Annotated in this window: 17 protein-coding genes; 3 read left to right on the top strand and 14 right to left on the bottom strand. The window is 74.8% G+C overall.

What is annotated here, in order from left to right:
* Positions 1-66 precede the first annotated feature (66 nt).
* Positions 67-10332, bottom strand: a complete 10266-nt coding sequence (locus tag QQK26_RS02125) for an amino acid adenylation domain-containing protein (RefSeq protein WP_348520041.1) — start codon at positions 10330-10332, stop codon at positions 67-69.
* A 144-nt stretch (positions 10333-10476) separates the two neighbouring features.
* Entirely contained in the window at positions 10477-10689 is a 213-nt protein-coding gene (locus QQK26_RS02115) for a hypothetical protein (protein ID WP_284229556.1), read from the bottom strand.
* Between the two features lie 191 nt (positions 10690-10880).
* Between QQK26_RS02115 and QQK26_RS02110 the strand changes: the two genes are divergently transcribed.
* On the top strand, positions 10881-11354 hold the full coding sequence (locus tag QQK26_RS02110; RefSeq protein WP_284229553.1) for a hypothetical protein: 474 nt from the start codon (positions 10881-10883) through the stop codon (positions 11352-11354).
* A gap of 15 nt (positions 11355-11369) precedes the next feature.
* Here the strand turns inward: QQK26_RS02110 and QQK26_RS02105 are convergent, their stop codons facing one another.
* From QQK26_RS02105 to QQK26_RS02095, 3 genes are all read right to left on the bottom strand, one after another.
* Positions 11370-12314 carry an SDR family oxidoreductase gene (locus QQK26_RS02105; protein ID WP_284229551.1) on the bottom strand — a complete coding sequence of 315 codons (945 nt, stop codon included), beginning with the start codon at positions 12312-12314 and terminating at the stop codon, positions 11370-11372.
* A 107-nt stretch (positions 12315-12421) separates the two neighbouring features.
* The gene (locus QQK26_RS02100; protein WP_284229550.1) at positions 12422-13162 is read right to left on the bottom strand and encodes a ZIP family metal transporter; all 741 of its coding nucleotides are present in this window, start codon (positions 13160-13162) and stop codon (positions 12422-12424) included.
* A gap of 53 nt (positions 13163-13215) precedes the next feature.
* Positions 13216-13509 (bottom strand): MarR family winged helix-turn-helix transcriptional regulator, encoded by a 294-nt coding sequence (locus QQK26_RS02095; protein ID WP_284234406.1) that lies wholly within the window; start codon positions 13507-13509, stop codon positions 13216-13218.
* A 352-nt stretch (positions 13510-13861) separates the two neighbouring features.
* On the opposite strand from QQK26_RS02095, the gene QQK26_RS02090 reads away from it, so the two are divergent.
* A complete protein-coding gene (locus QQK26_RS02090) occupies positions 13862-14497 on the top strand; it encodes a GNAT family N-acetyltransferase (protein WP_284229548.1) in 636 nt (211 codons plus the stop codon).
* Positions 14498-14537: 40 nt separating this feature from the next.
* On the opposite strand, the gene QQK26_RS02085 is transcribed toward QQK26_RS02090, so the two are convergent.
* From QQK26_RS02085 to QQK26_RS02060, 6 genes are all read right to left on the bottom strand, one after another.
* The gene (locus QQK26_RS02085; protein WP_284229545.1) at positions 14538-15293 is read right to left on the bottom strand and encodes a YidC/Oxa1 family membrane protein insertase; all 756 of its coding nucleotides are present in this window, start codon (positions 15291-15293) and stop codon (positions 14538-14540) included.
* Between the two features lie 101 nt (positions 15294-15394).
* Positions 15395-15691: a DUF6412 domain-containing protein gene (locus QQK26_RS02080; protein ID WP_284229543.1), complete on the bottom strand. Its 297-nt coding sequence runs from the start codon at positions 15689-15691 to the stop codon at positions 15395-15397.
* 28 nt (positions 15692-15719) lie between these two features.
* The gene (locus QQK26_RS02075) at positions 15720-16790 is read right to left on the bottom strand and encodes a DUF4190 domain-containing protein (protein WP_284229542.1); all 1071 of its coding nucleotides are present in this window, start codon (positions 16788-16790) and stop codon (positions 15720-15722) included.
* A gap of 66 nt (positions 16791-16856) precedes the next feature.
* Positions 16857-17936: a GMC oxidoreductase gene (locus QQK26_RS02070; protein WP_284229540.1), complete on the bottom strand. Its 1080-nt coding sequence runs from the start codon at positions 17934-17936 to the stop codon at positions 16857-16859.
* On the bottom strand, positions 17897-18400 hold the full coding sequence (locus tag QQK26_RS02065) for a hypothetical protein (RefSeq protein WP_284229538.1): 504 nt from the start codon (positions 18398-18400) through the stop codon (positions 17897-17899). The genes QQK26_RS02070 and QQK26_RS02065 overlap by 40 nt, the downstream gene beginning before the upstream one ends.
* On the bottom strand, positions 18400-19794 hold the full coding sequence (locus QQK26_RS02060) for an alpha/beta hydrolase (protein WP_284229536.1): 1395 nt from the start codon (positions 19792-19794) through the stop codon (positions 18400-18402). Before QQK26_RS02060 ends, QQK26_RS02065 begins: the two co-directional genes overlap by 1 nt.
* Positions 19795-19985: 191 nt before the next feature.
* Between QQK26_RS02060 and QQK26_RS02055 the strand changes: the two genes are divergently transcribed.
* The gene (locus QQK26_RS02055) at positions 19986-20456 is read left to right on the top strand and encodes a MarR family transcriptional regulator (protein ID WP_284229534.1); all 471 of its coding nucleotides are present in this window, start codon (positions 19986-19988) and stop codon (positions 20454-20456) included.
* 7 nt (positions 20457-20463) lie between these two features.
* Here QQK26_RS02055 and QQK26_RS02050 read toward each other — a convergent pair whose 3' ends face one another.
* From QQK26_RS02050 to QQK26_RS02040, 3 genes are read right to left on the bottom strand one after another with little or no spacing between them, the layout of a single operon-like run.
* Complete coding sequence (locus tag QQK26_RS02050) at positions 20464-20700, bottom strand: hypothetical protein (protein ID WP_284229528.1); 237 nt, start codon at positions 20698-20700, stop codon at positions 20464-20466.
* The gene (locus QQK26_RS02045; protein ID WP_284229526.1) at positions 20697-21065 is read right to left on the bottom strand and encodes a hypothetical protein; all 369 of its coding nucleotides are present in this window, start codon (positions 21063-21065) and stop codon (positions 20697-20699) included. The genes QQK26_RS02050 and QQK26_RS02045 overlap by 4 nt, the downstream gene beginning before the upstream one ends.
* Complete coding sequence (locus QQK26_RS02040; RefSeq protein WP_284229523.1) at positions 21062-21364, bottom strand: hypothetical protein; 303 nt, start codon at positions 21362-21364, stop codon at positions 21062-21064. Before QQK26_RS02040 ends, QQK26_RS02045 begins: the two co-directional genes overlap by 4 nt.
* Positions 21365-21472 lie beyond the last annotated feature (108 nt).

Genomic DNA, 21472 nt, shown 5'->3' with positions numbered 1-21472 from the left:
TCGGACCTCGCATTTCACGTCGGTATCGATGTCGTGTCGTCTGCAGAGTGCTTCGAAGCCATCCGCTCAGCGGTTCGAACTCGAGTCGCCCTCAGGTCGCAGCAGGGCGTCGAGCACCGGCGCGATGTCGTCCATCGCGCGCTCGCCGAGCATGTCCTGGTGCCGCGCGGCCACGGTGCTCGCCGTGACGGACCCGGTGACGTGGGGTGCCCACGCCTCCGGCTCCGGCCGGTCGACGGGCACCTCCTCCGTCGCCGCGAAGACGTGCAGGCTCCCCTGCACCACCGGGATCGGTGCCGCATCGAGCAGCTCGCCGAGCCGCAGGAAGCGCCGCACCATCCGCTCCACGGACTCGGTGGGCACGTCGGCCAGCGGGCTGCCGGCGTCGCCGAGCAGTCCGAGCACCACGTGCACGTCGAGCGGCCCCTCGGGTGCGGTGACGCCGTTGGCGTCGAGGAAGCCCCGCCACATGTCGTCGGCCTCGGCGACCCCGTCGAGCGCCGATCCCTCGGTCGGGTAGGCGTCGATGATCGCGAGCAGCGCGACCTCGTCGCCCTGCGCCTGCAGCCGTGCGGCGAGATGGTGGGCGAGGCGTCCGCCGAACGAGTAGCCGGCCAGATGGTACGGCCCGTGCGGCTGGACCGAGCGGATGGCGGCCACGTAGGCGTCGAGCAGCTCGTCGAACGACTCGGCGACGGCGGGCTCCGGCTCGTCCGGCGCGATGCCCGGCATCTGCAGACCCAGGATCGGCCGCCGCGTGTCGAGCCGCGAGACGAAGCTGCTGAACTTCCACGAGATGCCGCTGGCGGGATGCACGGCGAACACGGGCTCGCCCTCGCCCCGCTCGCGCAGCGGCAGAATCACCCGCAGGCTCTCGGCGACGTCGGCGGTGCCCGACGTCACGAGCGCGGCGAGGCCCTCCACGGTGGGCGCCTGGAAGAGCGCCTGCACGGGCAGATCGGCGCCCAGCGCGGCGTTGACGGCCTGCACGGTCGGCTGCGCCACGAAGGAGTGGCCGCCGAGCGCGAAGAAGGAGTCGTCGGCGCGCACGTCGTCCACGCCGAGCTGCTCCGCGAAGGCCGCCGCGACAGCCGCCTCGGCAGCGCCCTCGGGCTCCCGACCCTCGCCGCCGCCGGTGCGCAGCTCGGGCAGCGCCCGGGCGTCGAGCTTGCCGTTCGGTGTGAACGGCACGGCGTCGATCGTGGTGATGCCGGCCGGCACCATGTAGTCCGGCACGCGGCGGCGCAGCCCGTCGAGCAGCCGTTCGAGCAACGCGTCGTCGTCGCCCGCCGGCACGATCCAGGCGCCGAGGGCGGTGCCGCGGCCGGTCTCGACGGCGCGCACGACCGCCTGCGCGACGCCGTCGGCGGCGCGCAGCAGCGCCTCGACCTCGCCCGGCTCCACACGGTGTCCTCGGATCTTCACCTGACCGTCGCCGCGGCCGAGCGAGACGACGGCGGGGCGCTCGCCCGCATCCGCATCCCGCACGACGACGAGGTCGCCGGTGCGGTACATCCGGCTGCCGTCGGCGGCGAAGGGATCGGCGACGAAGCGCTCGGCCGTCGCATCCGCTCGCCCGGCGTAGCCGTGGGCCAGCTGCGCACCGGCGAGCCAGAGCTCGCCGACGCTGCCGGCCGGCACCGGCCGCAGGCGCTCGTCGAGCACGTAGCCGAGCGTGTCGACGGTCGTCGCGCCGAGCTGCGGCGCCGGCACGTCGGCGACGCGGGCGACGAGCGAGTCGACGCCCACCTCCGTCGGCCCGTAGAGGTTCCAGGCGTCGACCGCGGGCCGCTCGCGCAGCCAGGTCCAGAGGCCGGCGTCGAGTGCCTCGCCGCCGAGCAGCATCGCGAACGGGCGCTCGGCGGGCCGGGCGTCGAGCAGCGCCGCGAGCGCGGTCTGCCCCGCCATGGCGGCGACGTAGCTGGGCGTGGTCTCCCACGCGTCGATGCCCGCGCGCTCGAACAGGGCGAGCAGCGCCTCGGGGTCGCGGCGCACCTCCTCGGCGACGACGTGCACCTCGTGCCCGGCGGCGAGCCAGACGACGGGGTCCATCGCGGCGTCGAAGCCGACGCCGGTCGTGTGGGCGAAGCGGATGCGGCGCTCGGCCGGGTCCGGCAGCAGCGTCGCCCGGTGGCTGGCGAGCAGGCTCGCGAGCGCGCGGTGCGGCACCTGCACGGCCTTCGGCTCGCCCGTCGTGCCCGACGTGAAGATGAGGTAGGCGGGGTCGTCGAGGCGGGTCGCGACCGCGGGTGCGCTGCCGCCGGCGTCGAGCAGGGCGTCGACGGCGACGAGACGCTCCGCCGCCAGGCCCGCCTCCTCCACGGCGTCCTCCTGCTCGGCCGCGTCGCCCGCGTGCACGACGAGCCGCGCCTGCGCTCGGCGCAGCATCGTGACGACCCGCTCGCGCGGCAGCTCCAGGTCGACCGGCGCGACGACCGCGCCGGCCCGCCACACGGCGAGCAGCGCGGCGACGGTGTCGATCGAGCGCGGCAGCCGCAGCGCGACCACCTCGCCGGGGGCCACGCCCGCGGCGATCATGCCCGCCGCGAGGGCGTCCACGCGCGCCGCGAGGGCGGCGCCGTCGAGGGAGTCGTCGCCGGCCACGAGGGCGGTGCGCTCGGGGTGCTCGGCGACCGAGGCGGCGAAGGCCTCGAGCACCGTCGGGCGGGCGGCGTCCCGCGCCGCCCAGCCGGCCAGGCGACCCGCGCCCGGCAGCATCTCGGCGTCTCGCAGCGCGCGATCCGGAGCCTCCGTCGCCGCGGCGAGGAACGCGATCCACCGGTCGACGAGCCCCCGCGCGGCGCGCTCGCTGAACATGGCGGCGTCGACCTCGAGCACGCCCGCCACCGAGCCGTCGGGCTGCGGTCGCAGTGTGAACGACAGGTCGACCTTGGCCGCCCCGGAGCTCTCCGACTCCAGCGGCACCGTCGTGACGCCGGGCAGCTCGAGGGCGACGCCGGACTGCTCCTCGACGGAGAGCATGGTCTGGAAGAGCGGATGCCGCCCCAGCCGCCGCTCCGGCGCCATCGCCTCGACGATGCGCTCGAACGGCACGGACTCGTGCTCGATCGCGTGCAGGGTGGCGGCCCGCGCGCGCTCGATGGCGGTGACGAGGCTGGGCGCATCGCCCAGGTCGAGTCGCAGCGGGAGCGTGTTCACGAAGAACCCGATCAGCTCGCCGACATCGGGGTCGGCGCGGCCGGCCGACGGCGAGCCGATGACGACGTCATCGCCCGCGCCGATGCGGTGCAGATACCCGGCGAGGCCCGCGAGCCAGGCGTGGAAGCCGCTCGCCCGGGCCTGCGCGGCCGCGCCCTGCAGCGCCGAAGCGACTTCGGCGGGGATCGTGAAGCGCAGCTGGCGGGCGCTGCGGGTCGCGGTCTCGGGCCGGCGGCCGTCGGCGGGCAGCTCGAGCTCGTCGGGGATGCCGGCGAGGCGCTCGGTCCAGGAGGCGAGCGAGGCGTCGTGCAGCCCGCCGTCCGCTTGCTCGAGGGAGCGCTGCAGGCGGGCGTGGTCGGCGACCTGCGCCGGCAGCGCCCGCTGCGCCCGCGCCGTCCCACCCGTGCGGGCGGCGTAGGCGGTGGCGATGTCACGCACGAGCGGCGCGAGCGAGGCCCCGTCCGTGCTGATGTGGTGGAGCACCAGGGTGATCCGCCAGCGGCCGTCGCCGTCGGCGTGCAGCGCTGCGCGCAGCGGCAGGTCGCGCACGAGGTCGAAGCCGACCGTCGGGTCGACGGCGTCGCCGCCGAGCACGCCGGGGACCGGGGCGTGGATGCGCTGCACCGGTCGCCCGTCGACCTCCGGGTAGGTGGTGCGCAGCACCTCGTGCCGGGCGACGAGGTCGTCGATCGCCCCGGCCAGCGCGTCGGCGTCGAGGTCGCCCTCGAAGGCCGCCTGCAGCACCACGTTGTACTCGGCGGATGCGGGGTCCAGCCGGTTGAGGAACCACAGCCGGGCCTGGTTCGGCGACAGCGGCAGCTCCTCGCCCTCCACGCGCGGGTGGCGCTCGGTCCAGGCGCGCAGGGCGGGGACGGATGCGCTCTCGCCCGCGTCCCCATCCGCTGCACGGTCGCCGCCGAGGGCGGCCAGGAGGCCGGCCGGCGTCGGCGCGTCGAAGATGCTGCGCAGCGGCAGCGCTCGGCCGAGCTCCTCGCGGATGCGCCCCATGAGCCCGACCGCGAGCAGCGAGTGCCCGCCGAGCGCGAAGAAGTCGTCGTCGAGGCCGACGCCGTCGACACCGAGCACGGCGCCGAACGCGCGGGTGACGGCCCGCTCGTCCTCGGTGCGGGGCTCCCGCGACCCGGCCGACGCGGTCGGCTGGGGCAGCGCGGCGAGATCGGCCTTGCCGTTGGGCGTCAGGGGGATCTCGTCGACGACGGCGATGCTCGGCGGCACCATGTAGTCGGGCAGCTCGGCGGCGACCGAGCGCCGAACGGCCAGCTCGTCCACCTCGCCCGCGACCCAGGCCACCAGGCGGGCGCTGTCGGCTCCGGCCGGGGCGAGGACGCGCACGACCGCGCCGCGCACGCCGTCCACGCGCTCGAGCGCGCTCGCGACGTCGCCCAGTTCGATGCGGTAGCCGCGCAGCTTGACCTGGTCGTCGTCGCGGCGCAGGAACTCGAGCTCGCCGCTCGGGCGGCGGCGCACGATGTCGCCCGTGCGGTACATCCGCTCGCCGTCGCCGTACGGGTCGGCCACGAAGCGGCCGGCGGTCTCGCCGGGGCGGCCGCGGTAGCCGTGCGCCAGCGTGCGCCCGGAGAGGTACAGCTCGCCCTCGACGCCGGCGGGCACGGGGCGCAGGAAGCGGTCGAGCACGCGCGCGGTGACGTTGGCGATGGGGGCGCCGATGGTGACGGCGCCGGGGCGGATGGGTGCGACGACCGCGTCGACCGTGCTCTCGCTCGGCCCGTACAGGTTCCAGCCGTCGAGGTGCTCGCTCGCGGCGATGCGGTCCCACAGACCGCTCGGCACGGCCTCGCCGCCGAGGGCCACCGTCAGCGCGGTGCCGCGCTCGGCGACGGCCTCGATGAGCCCCACCGCGACGAGCTGCTGCACGTACGACGGGGTGGTCTCGAGCGCGTCGACGCCGTGCTCGGCGATGGCGCGCACGACGGCCTCGGCGTCGGTGCGGGTCGCGTCGTCGGCCATCTCGAGCGTGGTGCCGGCGACGAGCCAGAGGATGGGGTCCCAGGCCGCGTCGAAGCCCAACCCCGACAGGTGCAGCATGCGCGGGGCGCGCGCGGCGCCGACGCGCTCGCGCACCGGGCCGATCAGCGCCTCCTCGTGCTGCGCGAGCAGCGCGACGAGCGCCGCGTGCGGCACCTGCACGCCCTTCGGCGCGCCCGTGGTGCCGGAGGTGTAGACGAGGTAGGCGACGTCCTCGGCGACGGGTGCGGTCGGCACCGTCCCCCGCTGGGCGAGCAGCTCGGCGACCGTCAGCACGCGGGCGTCGGTCAGGCCGGCGACGCGCTCGGTCTCCTCCGTCACGAGCACCGCGGGCTCGGCGCCCTCGACGATGCGCCCGATGCGGGCGTCCGGGTAGGCGACGTCGATCGCGACCGCCACGGCACCGGCGCGCAGCGCGCCGAGCACGACGATCACGGCGTCCGCGGTGCGGGGCAGGGCGACGCCGACCCGGTCGCCGCGGCCGACCCCGGCAGCGGCGAGGCCCGCGGCGACCGCGTCGACGCGGCGGCCGAGCCCGGCGAAGGTCGTGACGCCGTCGCCGTCCACCAGTGCGGGCTGCTCGGGGATGCGGGCGATCGTCTCCGCGAGGCGGTCGAGCACGGTGCCGCCGGTGGCGAGCGGACGCCCGGTCGCCTGCTCCTCCAGCTGCCGGCGGGCGCGCTTGCCGAGCGCAGGCACCGCGGAGAGCCGGCGGTGCGGGTGCTCGACGAACGCGGCGAGCACGCGGCCCAGCGCGTCCCGCATCCGCTCCATCGTACTCTGGTCGAAGAGCGCGCGGTCGTAGCCGAGCGTGGCCACGAGGCCACCGGTCTCGCCGTCGGGGGTGGTGACGTCGACGAGCAGATCGGTCTTGACGCCGGCGCTCGTCACCTGGCCGGGCACCGTGACGGTCACGTCGCCCAGGTCGAGCGCGGCGGGCTCGGTGCTCTGCAGGGTGAAGAGCACCTGGAAGAGCGGATGGCGGTCGGCCACGCGCGGCGGCCGCAGCGCGTCGACGACGGCGTCGAACGGCACGTCCTGGTGCGCGTACGCCTCGGTGTTGCTCGCGCGGACCCGCTCGAGCAGCTCGCCCAGGGTCGGGTCGCCCGCGAGCGAGGTGCGCAGGGCCACGGTGTTGACGAAGAAGCCCACGAGGTCGTCGAGCTGGGGGTCGGAGCGGCCCGCGACGGGAGTGCCGATCACCAGGTCGTCGCCCGCGCCGTGCTGCTCCAGCATGACGGCGAGGGCGGCGTGGAGCACGATGAAGAGGCTCGTGCGGTGCTCGGCGGCCAGCGCGCGCACGGCGGCGTGGCGCTCGGCGTCGAGCTCGAGCGCGACCTCGCCCACGCCCTGCTGCTGCGGGTCGAGGGCGGCGCCTCGCGCCCGGTCGCGGGGCAGTGCGATCTCCTCGGGCGCGCCGCCGAGCGTGCGGCGCCAGTGCGCGAGCTGGCGGGCGAGCTCGCTGCCGTCGTCCTCGGCGTCGCCGAGGAACTCGCGCTGCCAGACCGCGAAGTCGGCGTAGTCCACGGGCAGCGGCGCCCAGGCCGGCTCGCCCCCGGCCACCCGCGCGGCGTAGGCGGTGGAGAGGTCGCGGGCGAAGGGCGCGAGGGACCAGCCGTCGGCGGCGATGTGGTGCATCGTGATGACGAGCACCTGGCGGTCCTCGGCGACGCGCAGCAGGACGGCGCGCAGTGGCGTCTCGGTCGTCACGTCGAACGGCCGCAGGGCCTCCAGCCGCACGACGTCATCCATCCGCGTCGCGGGCACGTCGACGACGAGCAGCGCGGGGTCGGCCTCGTCGAGGATCCGCTGCTCGGGCTCCGCGCCGGCGAGCGGCACGATGGTGCGCAGCGGCTCGTGGCGGCGCACCACGTCGGCGAGGGCGGCGCGCAGCGCGGCCGTGTCGACGCGACCCTCGAGGTGCAGCACGACGGGGATGTTGTAGGCGGCCGAGTCGGGCTCCAACCGGTTCAGGAACCACAGCCGACGCTGCGCGAGCGAGACGGGCAGCGGGTCGGGTCGAGTGGCTCGCGACAGCCGCGAGGGCCGGTCGGCGGTGCCGGCCTCGGCGGCGCGCGCGGCGAGCGCCGCGACGGTCGGGTGCTCGAAGACGTCGCGCACGGTGACGGTCCGCTCCATCCGCTCGGACAGGCGGGAGGCGAGGCGGGTGGCCAGCAGGGAGTGCCCGCCGGCGGCGAAGAAGTCCTCGTCGACGCCGACCGCGTCGAGATCGAGCACCTCGGCGAAGGCCTCGGCGACGATGCGCTGCGCGGTGGTGCGCGGACGCTGCGCGACGTCGCCGCTCGAGCGCTCCGGCGCGGGCAGCGCCCGGCGGTCGAGCTTGCCGTTGGGCGTCATGGGCAGGTCGCCGAGCGCCATGATCGTCGACGGCACCATGTAGTCGGGCACCGAGGCGCGCATCGACTCCTTGACCGAGGCGCCCAGCCCGTCGAGGTCGCCGTCGCCGGTGACGTAGCCGACGATGCGAGCGGATGCGCCCTCGCCGGTCACGATCGCCGCGGCGCGCGTCACGCCGCGCTGGCGCCGCATCGCCGCCTCCACCTCGTCGAGCTCCACGCGGTAGCCGCGGATCTTGACCTGGTCGTCGATGCGGCCGACGAAGCGCAGCGAACCGTCCTTGCGGCGGCGCACGACATCGCCGGTGCGGTACATCCGCGAGCCGTCGGCGGCGAAGGGATCGGCGACGAAGCGCTCGGCGCTGCGTCCGGGCTGCCCGACGTAGCCGCGGGCGACGTTCGGCCCGGCGACGTAGAGCTCGCCGACCGCGCGGCCGGGCACGGGCGAGAGGCTCGCGTCGAGCACGTAGTGGCGGCTGTTGCGCACGGAGCCGCCGAGGTGGGGCTCTCCTGGCTCGATGACGGCGGTGAGGCTGTCGACCGTGGTCTCGGTCGGGCCGTAGAGGTTGACGGCGTGCACGTCGTCGCGGGCCGCCAACGCGTCCCAGAGCGCGGGCCCGACGGCCTCGCCGCCGAGCGCGATCTCGGTGGGGTGCCGCTCACCCTCGAGCAGGCCGGCCGCCAGGAGCGCCTCGGCGAAGGAGGGCGTGGTCTCGATCGCGTCGATGCCGCGCTCGGCGAGCAGCGCGACGAGACGCTCCGGGTCGCGGCGGTCGTCGTCGCCGATCATGTGCAGCTCGTGGCCGGCGCAGAGCCAGAGCAGCGGGTCCCAAGCCGCGTCGAAGGAGAGCCCGGCGGTGTGGGCGACCCGGGCCGGGCGCCCCAGCCGCTCGGCAGCGGGGTCGAACATCTCGGCCCGGTGGTGCTGGAAGAGGTTGCGCAGCGCGATGCGGCTGACGGCGACGCCCTTCGGCCGTCCGGTCGAACCGGAGGTGAAGACCACGTAGGCCAGGTCGTCGTCGCCGACCGCGGGCAGGGGACGCTCTCGCCGCCGCGACGCCAGGCGGAGGTGTCGGCGTCGACGGCGAGCGTCGGGACGGTCCACGCGGCGCCGGCGGCGCGGTCGCGCTCGAGCTGGCCGGAGCTGGTCAGCAGCAGGGCCGGCTCGGAGTCCTCGATCATGCCCGCGACGCGCCCGATCGGGTACTCGGGGTCGAGCGGCACGTAGGCGCCGCCGGCCCGCAGCACCGCGAGCACGAGCATGGGCAGCAGCACGCTGCGCTCGATGCGCACGGCGACGCGGCTGCCCGGTCGCACGCCCTCCCGCACCAGGTGCTGCGCCAGTCGCGTGGCGTCGGCGTCGAGCGTCGCGAAGGTCATGGTGCCGTCGTCGCCGACGACCGCGGTGTCGTCCGGTCGCTCGCGCACGACCGCGGCGAACGCCTCGAGCACCGTCTGCCGCTCGATGCCGGCCTGGGTGCCCACGCCCTGCTCGATCAGCGCCGCGGCCTCGTCGTCGCCGACGATGCCGGCGCCGGCCACGGTGAGACCGGTCGGGTCGGCCAGCGCGTCGTCGAGGAGGGCGAGCAGGCGCTCGGCGTGCTCGCCGAGGCTCTCCTCGGAGTGCAGCTCGGCATCGCCCTCCAGCTGTAGCTGCGCGTCCGCGGCGTCGCTCGAGAGTCCGGAGAGCACGATCGAGAGGTCGTGCACGGGTCCCGTCGAGAGCACCTGCACCTGTCCGCTGGCGTCGCCGAAGCGCAGGGCGTCGATGACGGGGAGCAGGTTGACGGAGGGGCCCGCGTGCCGCGGCGCGCCATCGACGTCCTCGACGCGGAACCGCTGGTGCGTCACCGCTCCGCGCACCACGTCGCCGGCGTGCGCGATGGTGTCGGCGATGGTCGCGGCCGAGGCCACGTCGATGCGCAGCGGCAGGATGCTCGAGAGCATCGACGGCGTGGACTTCGCGACCTTGCCGCGACGCGCCGTCACGGGCAGGCCGAGCGAGACGCGCTGCTCGCCGGTGACCTTCGCGAGGTAGAGGGCGACGATGCCCACCACCGTCTTGGGCAGGTCGCGCCCCAGTGCGGCGAGCCGCTCGGTGCGCTCGCGGTCCAGCGGTACGGCGACCCGGACGACCGTGGTCGCGACGGAGCCGGAGACGCCCTCCAGCCCCTCCACCGCGGCCTCGTCGGCCAGCGCCTCCGTCCAGAAGGCGTGGTCGGCCTCGCGCTGCGGCGACGCCTCGTACTCGGCGATGTCGTCGTGCAGCTCGTCGAGCGAGGGCAGCGGGGAGGGCACGCGCGCGGCGATCCGGGCGATCGGGCCGGCCATGGCGTCGAGCAGGCGACCCGAGGGGGCCCGCTTCGACAGGCGCGTGTAGACCTCGGAGAGGTAGCGCAGCGCGATGACGGCGGAGTAGCCGTCGAGCAGGATGTGGTGCACGCGCTGGAAGAACAGCGCACGGTCGTCGCTGAGCAGGAACAGGATCGCGCCGAAGAGCTCCTTGCCGCGCAGGTCGCGCGGTCGCAGCATCTCGGCGTCCATCCGCGACCGCGCGGCATCGAAGGCCGACTCCCCCAGCCCGCGCAGGTCCTCGACGTGCAGCACGTCGTCGCCGGGGGCAGGGCGGCGCAGCACGCCGTAGGGCTCGCCGTCGTCGTCGGCGAAGCGCAGGCTGAGCGCATCGAGGTCGGCCACGACCTTGGTCATGGCGATGCGCATGAGCCGCGGCTCGATGCCGCCGCGCAGATCGAGGTACTGGCCGATCTGGTAGTTCGGGTTGTCGGCGTCGAGCTGCTGCGCGAACCAGATGCCGCGCTGCGCGGCGGTCAACGGAAGGCGCTCGGACTGGTGGTCGGCCGGGTTCTCGGTCACTGATGGGCCCCTCGGAGGAGGAGCCCCGCGAGGTTCGCGGGGCTCCGGTCTGCTGATCGGTCGGTGCGGCCGGTGCGGCCTACTGGAACTGGCCGATCTGCAGCGCGTTGAGGATGCCGCCGAGGTCGAGCAGCGGTCCGGCGATGAGCGGCCCCTCGATGAGGGCGGCCTGGTGCGAGGTGGCGGTGGGGACGTCGGCGGCGACGGATGCGGACCCGCCCAGCGCGATGCCCCCGATCGTGAGTGCGGCGGCAGCGGTCAGGGCGCTCAGGGTGCGGGTGCTCTTCTGCATGGGTCGTTCCTCCTGCGGATCGATGTCGGCCGTCGGTCGGCACAGAGAGTCGTTCGGCGGCCCCCGTGCGGGGTTCGCGACTGTCAGGCTGCGCACATGATGAGCAGGGCTCGACTCGATGCGGGAGTCCTGCCCGGGCCGACCGCGTTCCACGGGCACCGGGACGCGCTCCGGCAGGGCAGGATGTCCTCATGGAGCGGGGAGCGGATCGCAGGAGCATCGACCGGGCCGCCCGCGACCGCGTCGGCACGATCCAGCTCGTCGGCGACTCCCCCGAGCTGCTGGCCGGCATCGCGCAGTCCGCGCGCGAGCACGACCTCGCCGTCCGCACCGACGACGTCGACGGCGAACCGGCCTCGCTCGTCATCACGACCTTCGCGGTCCGGCGCGGCGAGTCCGCGCTGCGCCGATCCGTCGCGGCGGTGGCGGAGCTCGGCGACGCGCTCGCCGACGGTGCCGTGGCCATCGCGATCATCCGCTCGGGCGCCGCGCGCGTCGTCTCCGAACGGCTCGTGCGCAAGCTCGCGCCCGAGCTGCTCTACCTCGTCGAGCACGCCTTCGCCGGCGCGGACGCGCAGGTCTCCTGGTGGACGAGCCTCCGCCTCAACGCGACGCGCTCCTCACTGCGCGCGGCGGGCGTGCGCATCCTGCGCTTCACGCCCTGACCCGGCGCGCGCGGCTCAGGGCGTCGGCATCCCGCCGTTGACGTTCAGCGTGGCACCGACGACGAACGCCGACTCCGCCGAGGTGAGGAAGACGTAGGCGGGGGCGATCTCGGCGGGCTGGGCGGCACGGCCGAGCGGCGCCTCGCTCGCCCCGAACTCCGGCAGCTCCTCGGGGTCGACGCCCTGGGTCGGCTGCAGCACCGTCCAGGTGGGACCGGGCGCCACCACGTTGACGCGGATGCCCCGTTCCACGAGCTGCTGCGCGAGCCCCTTCGAGAGGTTGTTGATCGCCCCCTTCGTGGCCGCGTAGTCGATGCGGTCCGGCGCGGGCTGGTACGCCTCGGCGGATGCGGTGTTGACGATCGTCGAGCCCGCCGGCAGGTGCGGCAGGGCGGCCTGGACGATCTCGAAGGTCGCGAACACGTTGACGCGGAACGTCGCGGCGAACTGCTCGGCACCGAGCTGCTCGAGCTCGGGCTGCTGGATCTGGCGGCCCGCGACGTTGACGACCGCGTCGAGCCCGCCGAGCGCCTCGACCGCCCGCGCCACGAGGGCCGCGGGCGCTCCCTCCTCGCCGAGGTCCACCGGCAGCAGCACCGCCCGGCGCCCCGCCGCCTCGACGAAGGAGGCGACGTACTCGGCATCGTCCTGCTCCTCGGGCAGGTAGCTCAGCGCCACATCCGCCCCCTCGCGGGCGAAGGCGATGGCGGTCGCGGCGCCGATGCCGGAGTCCCCTCCGGTGATGAGCGCACGGCGGCCCTGCAGGCGCCCGGTGCCGCGGTACGAGGTCTCGCCGAGGTCCGGCACCGGCTCCATGCGCGACTGTAGTCCGGGCTCCTCCTGCTGCTGCACGGGCGGCTCGATCACCGCGAAGGCCGTGCGCGGATCGACGAACGAGTACTGGTCACGGCGTCCCTCCGCCGCCGGCACCGTGGCTCGCGTGCTGGGCTGCTGCGTCATGCTGTGATCCTCTCGTCGGTTCTCCGACGAGCCTGCGACCACGGCGCGAGAGGATGCGCGATGCAGCGACCGCGCGCAGGCTCCGCCCAGCGCGCATCCGGCCCCGACTACCCGCCGAGCTCGTGGATGCCGTAGCTGGCGAAGAAGCCGAGGACGACCAGGAGTCCGGTCCAGGCCTTCGTCTCGCGGTACGCGTCCGGGAGCATCGTGTCGGCGAGCATGGCCAGGATGGCACCGGCGGCGATGGCGGTCACGAAGCTGCTCACCGCGTCCGGCGCCTGGCCGAGCAGCGCGAGACCGGCCACCGCCGAGAGGGTGCAGGCCACCGCGATGCCGCCCCAGATGAGGAAGACGGAGCGGGCGCCGCGACCGTTCCGTCGCATGTCGGCCGTGCTGGAGAGCCCCTCCGGGATGTTCGAGACGATCACGGCCGCGACGACCGCGACCGACAGGCTGCCGCTGGTCGCGAGCCCGAGCCCCTGCACAGAGGTCTCCGGGATGCCGTCGAGCAGCGCTCCGAGCGCGATGCCGATGCCGGTGCCCGATCCGCCGGAGCCGCCCCTGCTGCGTGCGCTGCGGGCGCCGAGCCGGTCGAGGGCCTTGTCGGCGAGCACGTAGACGACGGCGCCGGCGAGGAAGCCGGCCATGGCGGAGGCGAAGCCGCCCGTCCGTCGCGCCTCCTCGACGAGGTCGAAGGCGAGCGCGGAGATGAGCACACCGGCGCCGAAGGCCGTGATGGCGGCGACGAGCCAGCGCGGCACCGCGACGAACCAGGCGACGGCGGCGCCCACGACGAGGGCGAGCCCGGAGGCGAGTCCGGCGAGGGCGGCGACGAGCAGCGGAGGCACGGGCCGATCATCCTCGCGCGGCGAGGCCATGCGGCGAGCGCCGCAGGCGGTGTTCAGGCGTCTCGGTACTTGCCGGCGGAGACGCCGTTCATGTGGTCCATCAGCTCGATGAAGCCGCCGAGGGCCTCCGGGGTCAGCGCGGTGGCCCGCTCGACGAAGCGCGCATCCGCGCCGAGCACCTCCTCGACGGTGGGGGCGGCGTGCTCGCCGGGCACGAGCGCGACCGCTCGCCGGTCGGTGGTGGAGCGCTCCCGCCGCACCAGTCCCTTGGCCTCGAGCGTGTCGATGGTGGCCGAGATACCCGCGGGGCTCGCGAGCAGTGCCCGGCCGAGATCGACCTGCCGCAGGGGGTGCCGGCGTCGTCGGCCCGGATGATGCGCGCCAGGGCCAGCATGGCCGTGCGGGAGAGACCGAGACTGTCACCCGCTCGCGTCCACAGCTCCATGTCCGACTCGCGGAACTCGAGGAAGGCCGCCAGCGCTCGCACGGCGTCAGCGGCAGCTGTCGGCGAACTCATGAGGAACACGATACCGGGGCACAGGAGCGTCACCCTGTCGTTCAGCCGGGTGTCAGCCCGGAGCCGGTGCCCTGCGGATGAGCGGCCATCATGCCCCGCGCTGCGCCTCGACGCCAGCCGAGCATGCGCACCGGGGCGAGCGATCCGATCGGAGACTGAGCCGACACGACCGGAGGAGCACGATGATCGACGAGGGAGCCGCGCCCGCGGTGGTGACGGTGCGCGAGGGCACACGACGCGATCGGCGCGCTGTCGTCGACCTCTTCGCGCGCGCCGCCGCCTCCGATGCGATGTTCATCGGGCTCGGGCGCTCCGAGGCGCACCGGGCCCGCTTCTTCCTGGCCTACCTCAGGGCGCAGCCGATCGCGCGCCTGCAGGTCGACGTCGCCTGCGACGCCGACGGCGCCCTCGTCGGTGCGGCGCTCTGGGAGCGGCTCGACGTGGGCCGCGATTCCGCCGTGCTCGGGCAGATCCCCTTCGCGTTCCACTTCGTGCGCGCGCTGGGCATCCTTGACAGCCTGCGCGGCGTGCGACTGCAGCGCCAGCTCGAGCGCCACCGGCCGGTTGAGCCGCACTGGTACCTCAAGAACGTCGTGGTCGCCGAGCACGAGCGCGGGGCGGGCACCGGCTCGGCCCTGCTGGAGCGCCAGCTCGCGCTCCTCGACGCGACCGGCCAGTTCGCCTACCTGGAGGCGCGCACGCCGCGGCAGCAGCGCTTCTTCGAACGCTTCGGCTTCGTGCAGGGCGGCAGCATCGACGGGCGGGGCGGCCGGCGCTTCACGGGGATGTTCCGCACGCCGCGGCGAGCCGGGCGCTGAGCGAGGAGCACGGTCCGGGGAGCGCTGACCGCCGGGCGCCTCACCCCGCCGCGACCGGCTCGATCACCGTCCCGCCCCGGCCGCGCAGCACGCGCCGCCACATCAGCCGCTCCCCCAGCGTGAACGCCGTACCCACCGTCAGGTACAGGGCCGCCGCCAGCGGCACGATCGCCGCGACGACGATCACGGCGAACGGCATCCAGGTCAGCGCGCGCTGCAGTCCGCTCTCGGGCGCGCCCGACGCGACCGCGTCCGCCATCCGCCGCAGCGCGACGAGCCGGTGCAGGGCGGCGACGCCCGCGATCGCGACGAGCAGCAGCGCATGCGGCAGCCATCCGCTCGGGTCGCCGAGCAGCGTGCCGCCCAGCTCGACGCCGGCGAACGACTGCCCGAGCAGCGCGTTCGGCTCGCCGCCGATGATCGGGTGCGTGAACACGCCGTAGACGACGAGCAGCACCGGGCTCTGCGCGAGGGCCGGCAGCATGCCCGCGAACGGCGAGGTGCCGTGCTCGCGGTAGAGCTCCAGGGTCTTGTGCTGCAGCACCTCGGGACGCTTCGCGTAGCGCCGTTGCAGGGCGCGCAGCTGCGGGGCGAGCCGCTCGCGGTGCAGCTCGGCGCGCACCTGCGATCGGGTGAGCGGGGTGAGGGCGAGGCGTACGCCGAGCGTGGCCAGCACCACGACGAGGGCGGCGGCGGCAGGGCCGGCGAGCGGGTCGAGCAGCACGGTCAGAACGGTCAGCAGAACGGATGCGCCCTCCAGCAGGGCGGCGACGGGGGCGAGGTCGTACAGGTTCACGGTGACTCCCGGGATCGATGATGTGGGTTCGATCGATCACGACGGCGCGTCGAGGGTCGTCGGCGCGCCGCCGGGCCGCGGGCCGCTCGGAGACGAGCGGTCTACGCGGCCGCGGGGAGGATGCCGGGCGCGCGGGGGCGCGGACGGCCGGCGGTGTCGGGGTGGTCCGGCTCGGGCTCCGGCTGCCGCAGCCCGCGGTGCGCGACCGCCCGGCTCGCGATGCCCAGGGGCCGCGCGGTCCGCTGGAGCACGACGGCGACGACCGCCGCCGCGGCGGCCGCGGCGACGAGCAGTCCGGCGGCGGCGGCGAGCGACTCCGGCTCGGCGGAGGCGCCGAGCGCGAGCACGACGAGCGCCGTCCCGAGGATCGGGAGCAGCAGCGCGCGCAGGGAGGACATCACGGCCACCCTACGCGCCCGCGCCGCCTCAGCGGGCGGCGCCGGCGAGCGACCCCGAGGTCTGCCCGGCGGGGTCGTAGATCAGGCAGGTGATGAGGCGGTCGTCGTTGAGCTGCCAGGAGTCCGCGGTGGGGGCCAGGTACGAGAAGTCGAGCAGCGACTCCTGGTAGCCCAGCCCGACGAAGGCGTCGAAGGCGGCGACGCACTGGTCGTCGGCGGCGGCGGTGACCGCGTCCTGGCCGGGGAACTCGTTGCCGGGGATCGTGATCTCGGAGTACACCTCGTAGTCGTGGGGCAGGGCGCAGTCGAGCGCCTCGACGGAGTTCACCTCGCCGGTGCCGAAGTCGTTGATGCAGTCGCCCACGGCCACGGAGAACACGTCCACCTCGTCGCCGCCCTCCTCCGGCACCGAGCTGCTCTGCGGCGCGGTGACCGGCGGGGCGGTCTGCGACGAGGTCGCGATGCCGACGATCGTCGCCACGGCGACGATGCCGATCAGCAGCAGCGTGGCGAGCGAGCCGACGACGATGCCGCCGATGGCGAGGCCGCGCCCCTTCTCGCCGGTACGCTTCACCTGCGCGAGCGCGACCGCGCCGGCGATGATGCCGCCCAGCGGGAACAGGAAGCCGAGCACGAGCGCCACGATCGCCACGACGTTGGTGCGGCCCGCGTAGTCGACGGGCGGCGGCAGGTACGGCATCGGCGCCGGCTGCGTCGGGTCCGCGGACGGCGTCGTACCGACCAGCACGCCCTGCTGCGCGAGGCGCGCCCCGGCCTGGTGCATGGCGGTCTGGATCACGTCGTTCGTCTTGGCCGCGCCGATGGCCCCGCCCTTGAGGAATCCGCTGGCGGCCGAGCGGCGCACCTGCGCGAGCGTGCCCTCGGGCGTCGGCGTCACCTCGATGCCGAACTCCACGTGCATGTCGTTGCCGGCCAGCGCGCCGGCGACCAGCGTCGTGCCCAGGCTGCCCCGCTTGACCAGCAGGCCGCCGGATGCGGACGGCGAGACCGAGAAGCCCTGCTCCTGCAGGGCGGCCGCCAGGTGCACCTTGGCCGGCTCCGCCGGGATCGAGAACAGCAGTTCCACCGGTGACGACATCGCTCAACCCTCTCCCAGACGGATGTGTTAGCTCACCGTAGCGGGAAAAGCGGATGCGCCGTGCGCTCAGGCCGCCAGCATCGCATCCGCCGTCCGCAGCGACAGCGCCATGATCGTGAGCGCGGGGTTCGCGGTCAGCGAGCTGGGGAAGGTCGAGTTGTCGCTGATCCAGAGGTTGGGCACGTCCCAGCTGCGCCCGTGCGGGTCGACGACCGAGGTCGCCGGGTCGTCGCCCATGCGGCAGGTGCCGATCGTGTGCGCGGTGCGGTCGAGCACCATCGTGCTGCGCGCGCCGGCCGCCTCGAGGATGCTCCGCAGCACCGGCACGGCGTGGGCCGTGATGGCGTCCTCGTTCGAGCCGGTGGTGAAGTCGATGCGGGCGCGGGGCACGCCCAGCGCGTCCGCCTCGTCCGCCAGCGTCAGCCGATTGCGCTCCGAGGGCAGGCATTCGCCGTTGATGCCGGCGCCCGAGTAGTAGGCGTAGTCGTCCATCGCACCGGTGAGCGCCGGCCCCCACAGCCCGCCGCCACGCACGAGCGTGGTCGCGAAGGTGAGGGGCATCACCCCGAGGTTCTGCATGAGGTAGCCGCCCGCGAAGTCGGCACCGGCCGGCCGCACCATGTCCTCGCTGATGATCGACGACGGGTAGCCGCGGTGGCTGCGCATCGGGGTGTCGAAGCGACCCCACACCTGCACCGAGGGGTGCGCCATGAAGTTGCGGCCGACCTGCCCGCTGCCGTTGGCGAGGCCCGTGTGCAGCAGCAGCCTCGGCGTCTCGACCGCGCCGGCCGCGAGCACCAGGGCGGCGCAACGCTGGCGCAGCTCGCGGCCGTCCTGCACGTAGACGACGGCGGCGACGCGGCCGCGCGCGTCGAGCTCGATGCCCGTCACGGTCGCATCGGGGCGGATCTCGGCGCCGTGCGCCACCGCGAAGGGCAGGTAGGTGGTGTCCATGCTCACCTTGGCGGCGGCGCGGCAGCCCTGGTGGCAGGAGCCGCTGTTCACGCAGGCCTGGCGCAGGCCGAAGTGCGGCTGCTGGCGATCCTCGGTGTTGAGCGCGACGGGCGCATCCGTCGCGGTGATGCCGACGGCCTCGCATCCGGCGATCATGGCGTCGGAGGAGGCGTTGCGCGCGGGCGGGGCCATCCGGTACCGCCGCGACGGGTCCCACGGGTAGTGCGCCGGGCCGGCCACGCCGACGAAGTCCTCGACGCGCTCGAGGTAGCCGGTGAGCTCGGCCGGATCGACGGGCCAGTCGACGCCCTCGCCCGTGGTGCTGCGCAGGCGCAGGTCGCGGGCATCGGGGCGGGGGAGAACGCGCCCCAGTGCAGGGTCGACCCTCCGACGCCGCGGCCGCTGTTGTTGGGCCCGAACGCGGTCGGGGTGCCGCCGCCGCTCAGTCGTTCGTCCATCCAGTTGATGTCCGAGCCCTCCAGCTCGTCGGCGGTGTGCTCGCCGGGCTCGCTGTTCGCACCGGCCTCGAGCGCGACAACGCGCAGTCCGCGAGCGGCGAGCGAGGCGATCAGCGGCGCCCCTCCCGCTCCGGTGCCGACGACGACCACGTCGACCTCCTCGCTGCGATCGTGGTGCCGCATGCTGCGCAGATCCATCAGCGGGTCTCCTCTTCCGTCGTGGTCGCCGCGATCGGCTCCCAGGCCTCCCGGCTGCCGGCGCGCAGCTCGGTGAAGCCCTGCAGTCGGGCTCCGTCGCCGCCGTTGGCGAAGCCGTCGAAGCCGATGCGCGCCATCGTCGCCGGGTGCGCCAGCCACTGCCGCACCAGGTCGACGCGCGCGTCCTCGAACCACGACGACAGCTGCGCGCCGGTGAGGCCGTCGACGGCGGTCGAGCCGTCGGCGATCCCCTCGAGTGCGGCCGAGCGCTCCGCCTCGGGCAGCTCGGCCCAGCCGCGGAGCCCGTCGAGCGCGAGCCGGTACGCCCCGGCGTCGTCGGGCAGGTCGGCTGGGCGCCATCCGTCCCCCTCGCCACGGCTCAGCTGCCGGTCGACGCGCACGGCGAGGTCGATGCGCGGCCCGTCCTGGGGCACGACGTGCTCGGCGAGCGTCCGCAGCGTGGCCAGCTGCCCCGCGGTGAGGGCGAGCGGATCGGAGGCGATCGGGTCGGCGAGGGCGCGTCGGGCGAGCACGCCCCTGGTCCGCGCGCTCGTGCGGGGCGAGGCGATGGTGCGCGCGACCGCCGCGGGCACGGAGGGGCCGTTCTCGACCCGCTCCCGCCAGAACCCGGCGATGAGCTCGGCGACGGCGGTCGGCTGCTCGAGCATGAGCAGGTGCCCCGCTCCCTCGACGATCGCCTGCTGCGCGTGCTCGTACTGCGGAGCGTTCAACCGGGCCTGGGCCGCAGCGCCGAGGTCGTCGCCGTCCTCGGCTCCGGACAGGATCAGGGTCGGCACGGGCGACACCGGCACGCGGGCCTGCCAGTCCTCACGGCTGCCGCGCTCGAGCCAGCTCCGCCACGCCTCGGAGGCGGTGCCCGCGACGAGCGAGACGGCCAGCGCCCGCGCCGGCCCGGCGAAGCCCTCGGCGGCGTTGGCCTCCACGAAGGTCTCGGCGTGCTCGTCGCCGATGCTCGGGCCGTCGGTCCAGGCGAGCATGTCGCGGCGGCGCTCCTCGTCCATCGGCTCGGGCCGCAACGGCGACGCGGCGAGCAGCACGAGGCCGCGCAGGCCGAAGAGCCCCGACTGGCCGCTCAGGGCCCGCGCGGCGACGAGGGCCGCGATCTTGCCGCCCATGCTGTGCCCCGCGAGGCCCCACTGCGCGGCGCTGTGCTCGCCGATGCGGCGCTCGACGAAGGCGACGGAGTCCTCGAGACCGAGCGGCGTCGCATCCGCTGCCGCACCGAAACCGGGGAGGTCGATGCCCTGCACCCGCACGGTGTCCCGCAGCAGCTCGGCGATGCGGCCGGCCGCGGCGGCACCGAGCCCGAGGCCGTGCACGAAGAAGAGGACGGGCAGGTCTTCTCGGCTGCGACGGTCCGGATGCGTGGTCATGCCTCGACGCTATGCGGATCGCCGGGGCGGCCGGGGTCGTTCCGCCCCGTGTGCAGCGCTCGGCCCGCGACCACGCGGGGCGCACCCAGCGGGCGCCGACGGCGCGCCCAGCAACGGTGGCGGAACGGTCGAGCCTCCATGCGAGCCGCACGCCGCAGCGCCTCCCGCGAACTGCCGGTTACGGTCGCCGGGTGAGCACAGGCGACGACGACGCTGCACCGGACGCAGAACTCGCCCTCGCCGCGTTCCTCGCGTTCCGGGAGGCGGACATGGACCTCTGGCGTCGCGCCGGCCTCGTGGCCAGGCTCAGTCACAGCTCGATGCTCGCGCTCACGATGATCCTGCGGGCGGATGCGGCGGGCGAGCCCCTTCGGCAGGTCTCGGTGCAGACCGCGCTGCGCATCAGCCCCGCCGGCACCTCGGCGATCGTCACCGAGCTGGTCGGCCGGGAACTGGTCCGCCGCACGGCCGACCCGGCCGACGGCCGCGCGTTCCTGCTCGTCGCGGGCGAGGCCGCGCCGTTCGTGTCGGAGCAGTTGCGGCAGCACGATGACGAGTTCCGCGCGCTCGTCGCCGAGGTGCCGAGCGAGCACCTGCGGACTCTGGTGCACGTGCTCGACGGCATGCGCGAGCGCGGCGAACAGCAGTACCGCGACGTCTGAGCGCCGCTCAGGCGTGCTGTTCGCGACCGGCATCGCTCGCGATGCGGGCGAGGGCGCGGATGGTCTCCGTGTCGTCGAGCAGTCCGCTCGTGTGCTGCTGGGCGATCTGATCGAAGGTCGTCGAGAGCCGTCGAGCTGCGCGCCGGTTCACGGTGCGCAGCGCGATGATCGCTGCCGTCGCCGCGCGCAGGGCGGCACCGACCGGGTCCTCGCGAACCCGCTGGCCGACGCCGAACTCGCTCATGCGCTCGTCGCGGCGGCGCGTCGCTCGCGCCCGAGGGAACCGACGCTGTCGCTCATCCGCAGGGCGACCTCGGCGACGAGTCGACGGTTCTTGTGCACGGGGTCGACGCGCCAGGGACCGCAGCGCTCGATGCGGGAGCCGCTCAGCATGCGATCGGCGGCGATCTCGCGCTTCGCATCCGAGTCCACGATCTCGCGCGCCAGCAGGTTGCCGCGGCGGTCGGTCACCTCGACGATGATCGATGCGACGCCGTCGCGCCCGACGCGGGCGTTGGCGGTCGCACGGTGCGCGGCGGCTGCGTCCTCGACGCGGAGGGCGGCGAGGCCGGTGACGCCGCTGACGTAGGACGTGCGTTCGATGGTCACAGCGACACCACCGCGGTGAGGGCCGTGGCGCACACGGTGGCGAGGCTGGCGATGATGACGGGCAGCTGCCAGCGGCCGACCGCGCTCCGCCCGGCTCCGGCTTCCGCGGCGTCCTCGAGGGCGCGCTGCGCGGCGTCGGCGGAGCGGAAGCTGCCGAGCTTGACGCCGACGCTCGTGGTCGCGAGGAAGCGACCGTCGACCCGCTCCACCGTGCCGGCGAACTCGCCGTCCGTCTGACCCACGGTGAAGTCGGTGTCGACCTCCCGCCACGAGGTCCGGCTGTAGAGAGCGATGGTCATGTCGGGTTCCTTCCGCGATCTGGTCTTTCGCAACTGGAACCATTATGGCATTTCCCTAGCCTGGCTAGCAATTAGGAAATCAAGATTTTTCTGCGGACCTCATCGCCG

Origin of the sequence: Arenivirga flava (assembly GCF_030161575.1) — a bacterium.
Lineage (GTDB): Bacteria > Actinomycetota > Actinomycetes > Actinomycetales > Microbacteriaceae > Arenivirga > Arenivirga flava.
The sequence above is the reverse complement of the archived record's forward strand: the minus strand, read 5'-3'. Positions and strand labels throughout refer to the sequence as shown.

Coding starts and splice junctions, on each gene's coding strand:
- QQK26_RS02115 (WP_284229556.1), bottom strand. CDS start 10,689: ATGCAGAAGAGCACCCGCACCCTGAGCGCCCTGACCGCTGCCGCCGCA.
- QQK26_RS02110 (WP_284229553.1), top strand. CDS start 10,881: ATGGAGCGGGGAGCGGATCGCAGGAGCATCGACCGGGCCGCCCGCGAC.
- QQK26_RS02105 (WP_284229551.1), bottom strand. CDS start 12,314: ATGACGCAGCAGCCCAGCACGCGAGCCACGGTGCCGGCGGCGGAGGGA.
- QQK26_RS02090 (WP_284229548.1), top strand. CDS start 13,862: ATGATCGACGAGGGAGCCGCGCCCGCGGTGGTGACGGTGCGCGAGGGC.
- QQK26_RS02080 (WP_284229543.1), bottom strand. CDS start 15,691: ATGTCCTCCCTGCGCGCGCTGCTGCTCCCGATCCTCGGGACGGCGCTC.
- QQK26_RS02075 (WP_284229542.1), bottom strand. CDS start 16,790: ATGTCGTCACCGGTGGAACTGCTGTTCTCGATCCCGGCGGAGCCGGCC.
- QQK26_RS02070 (WP_284229540.1), bottom strand. CDS start 17,936: ATGGCCCCGCCCGCGCGCAACGCCTCCTCCGACGCCATGATCGCCGGA.
- QQK26_RS02065 (WP_284229538.1), bottom strand. CDS start 18,400: ATGGATCTGCGCAGCATGCGGCACCACGATCGCAGCGAGGAGGTCGAC.
- QQK26_RS02060 (WP_284229536.1), bottom strand. CDS start 19,794: ATGACCACGCATCCGGACCGTCGCAGCCGAGAAGACCTGCCCGTCCTC.
- QQK26_RS02050 (WP_284229528.1), bottom strand. CDS start 20,700: ATGAGCGAGTTCGGCGTCGGCCAGCGGGTTCGCGAGGACCCGGTCGGT.
- QQK26_RS02040 (WP_284229523.1), bottom strand. CDS start 21,364: ATGACCATCGCTCTCTACAGCCGGACCTCGTGGCGGGAGGTCGACACC.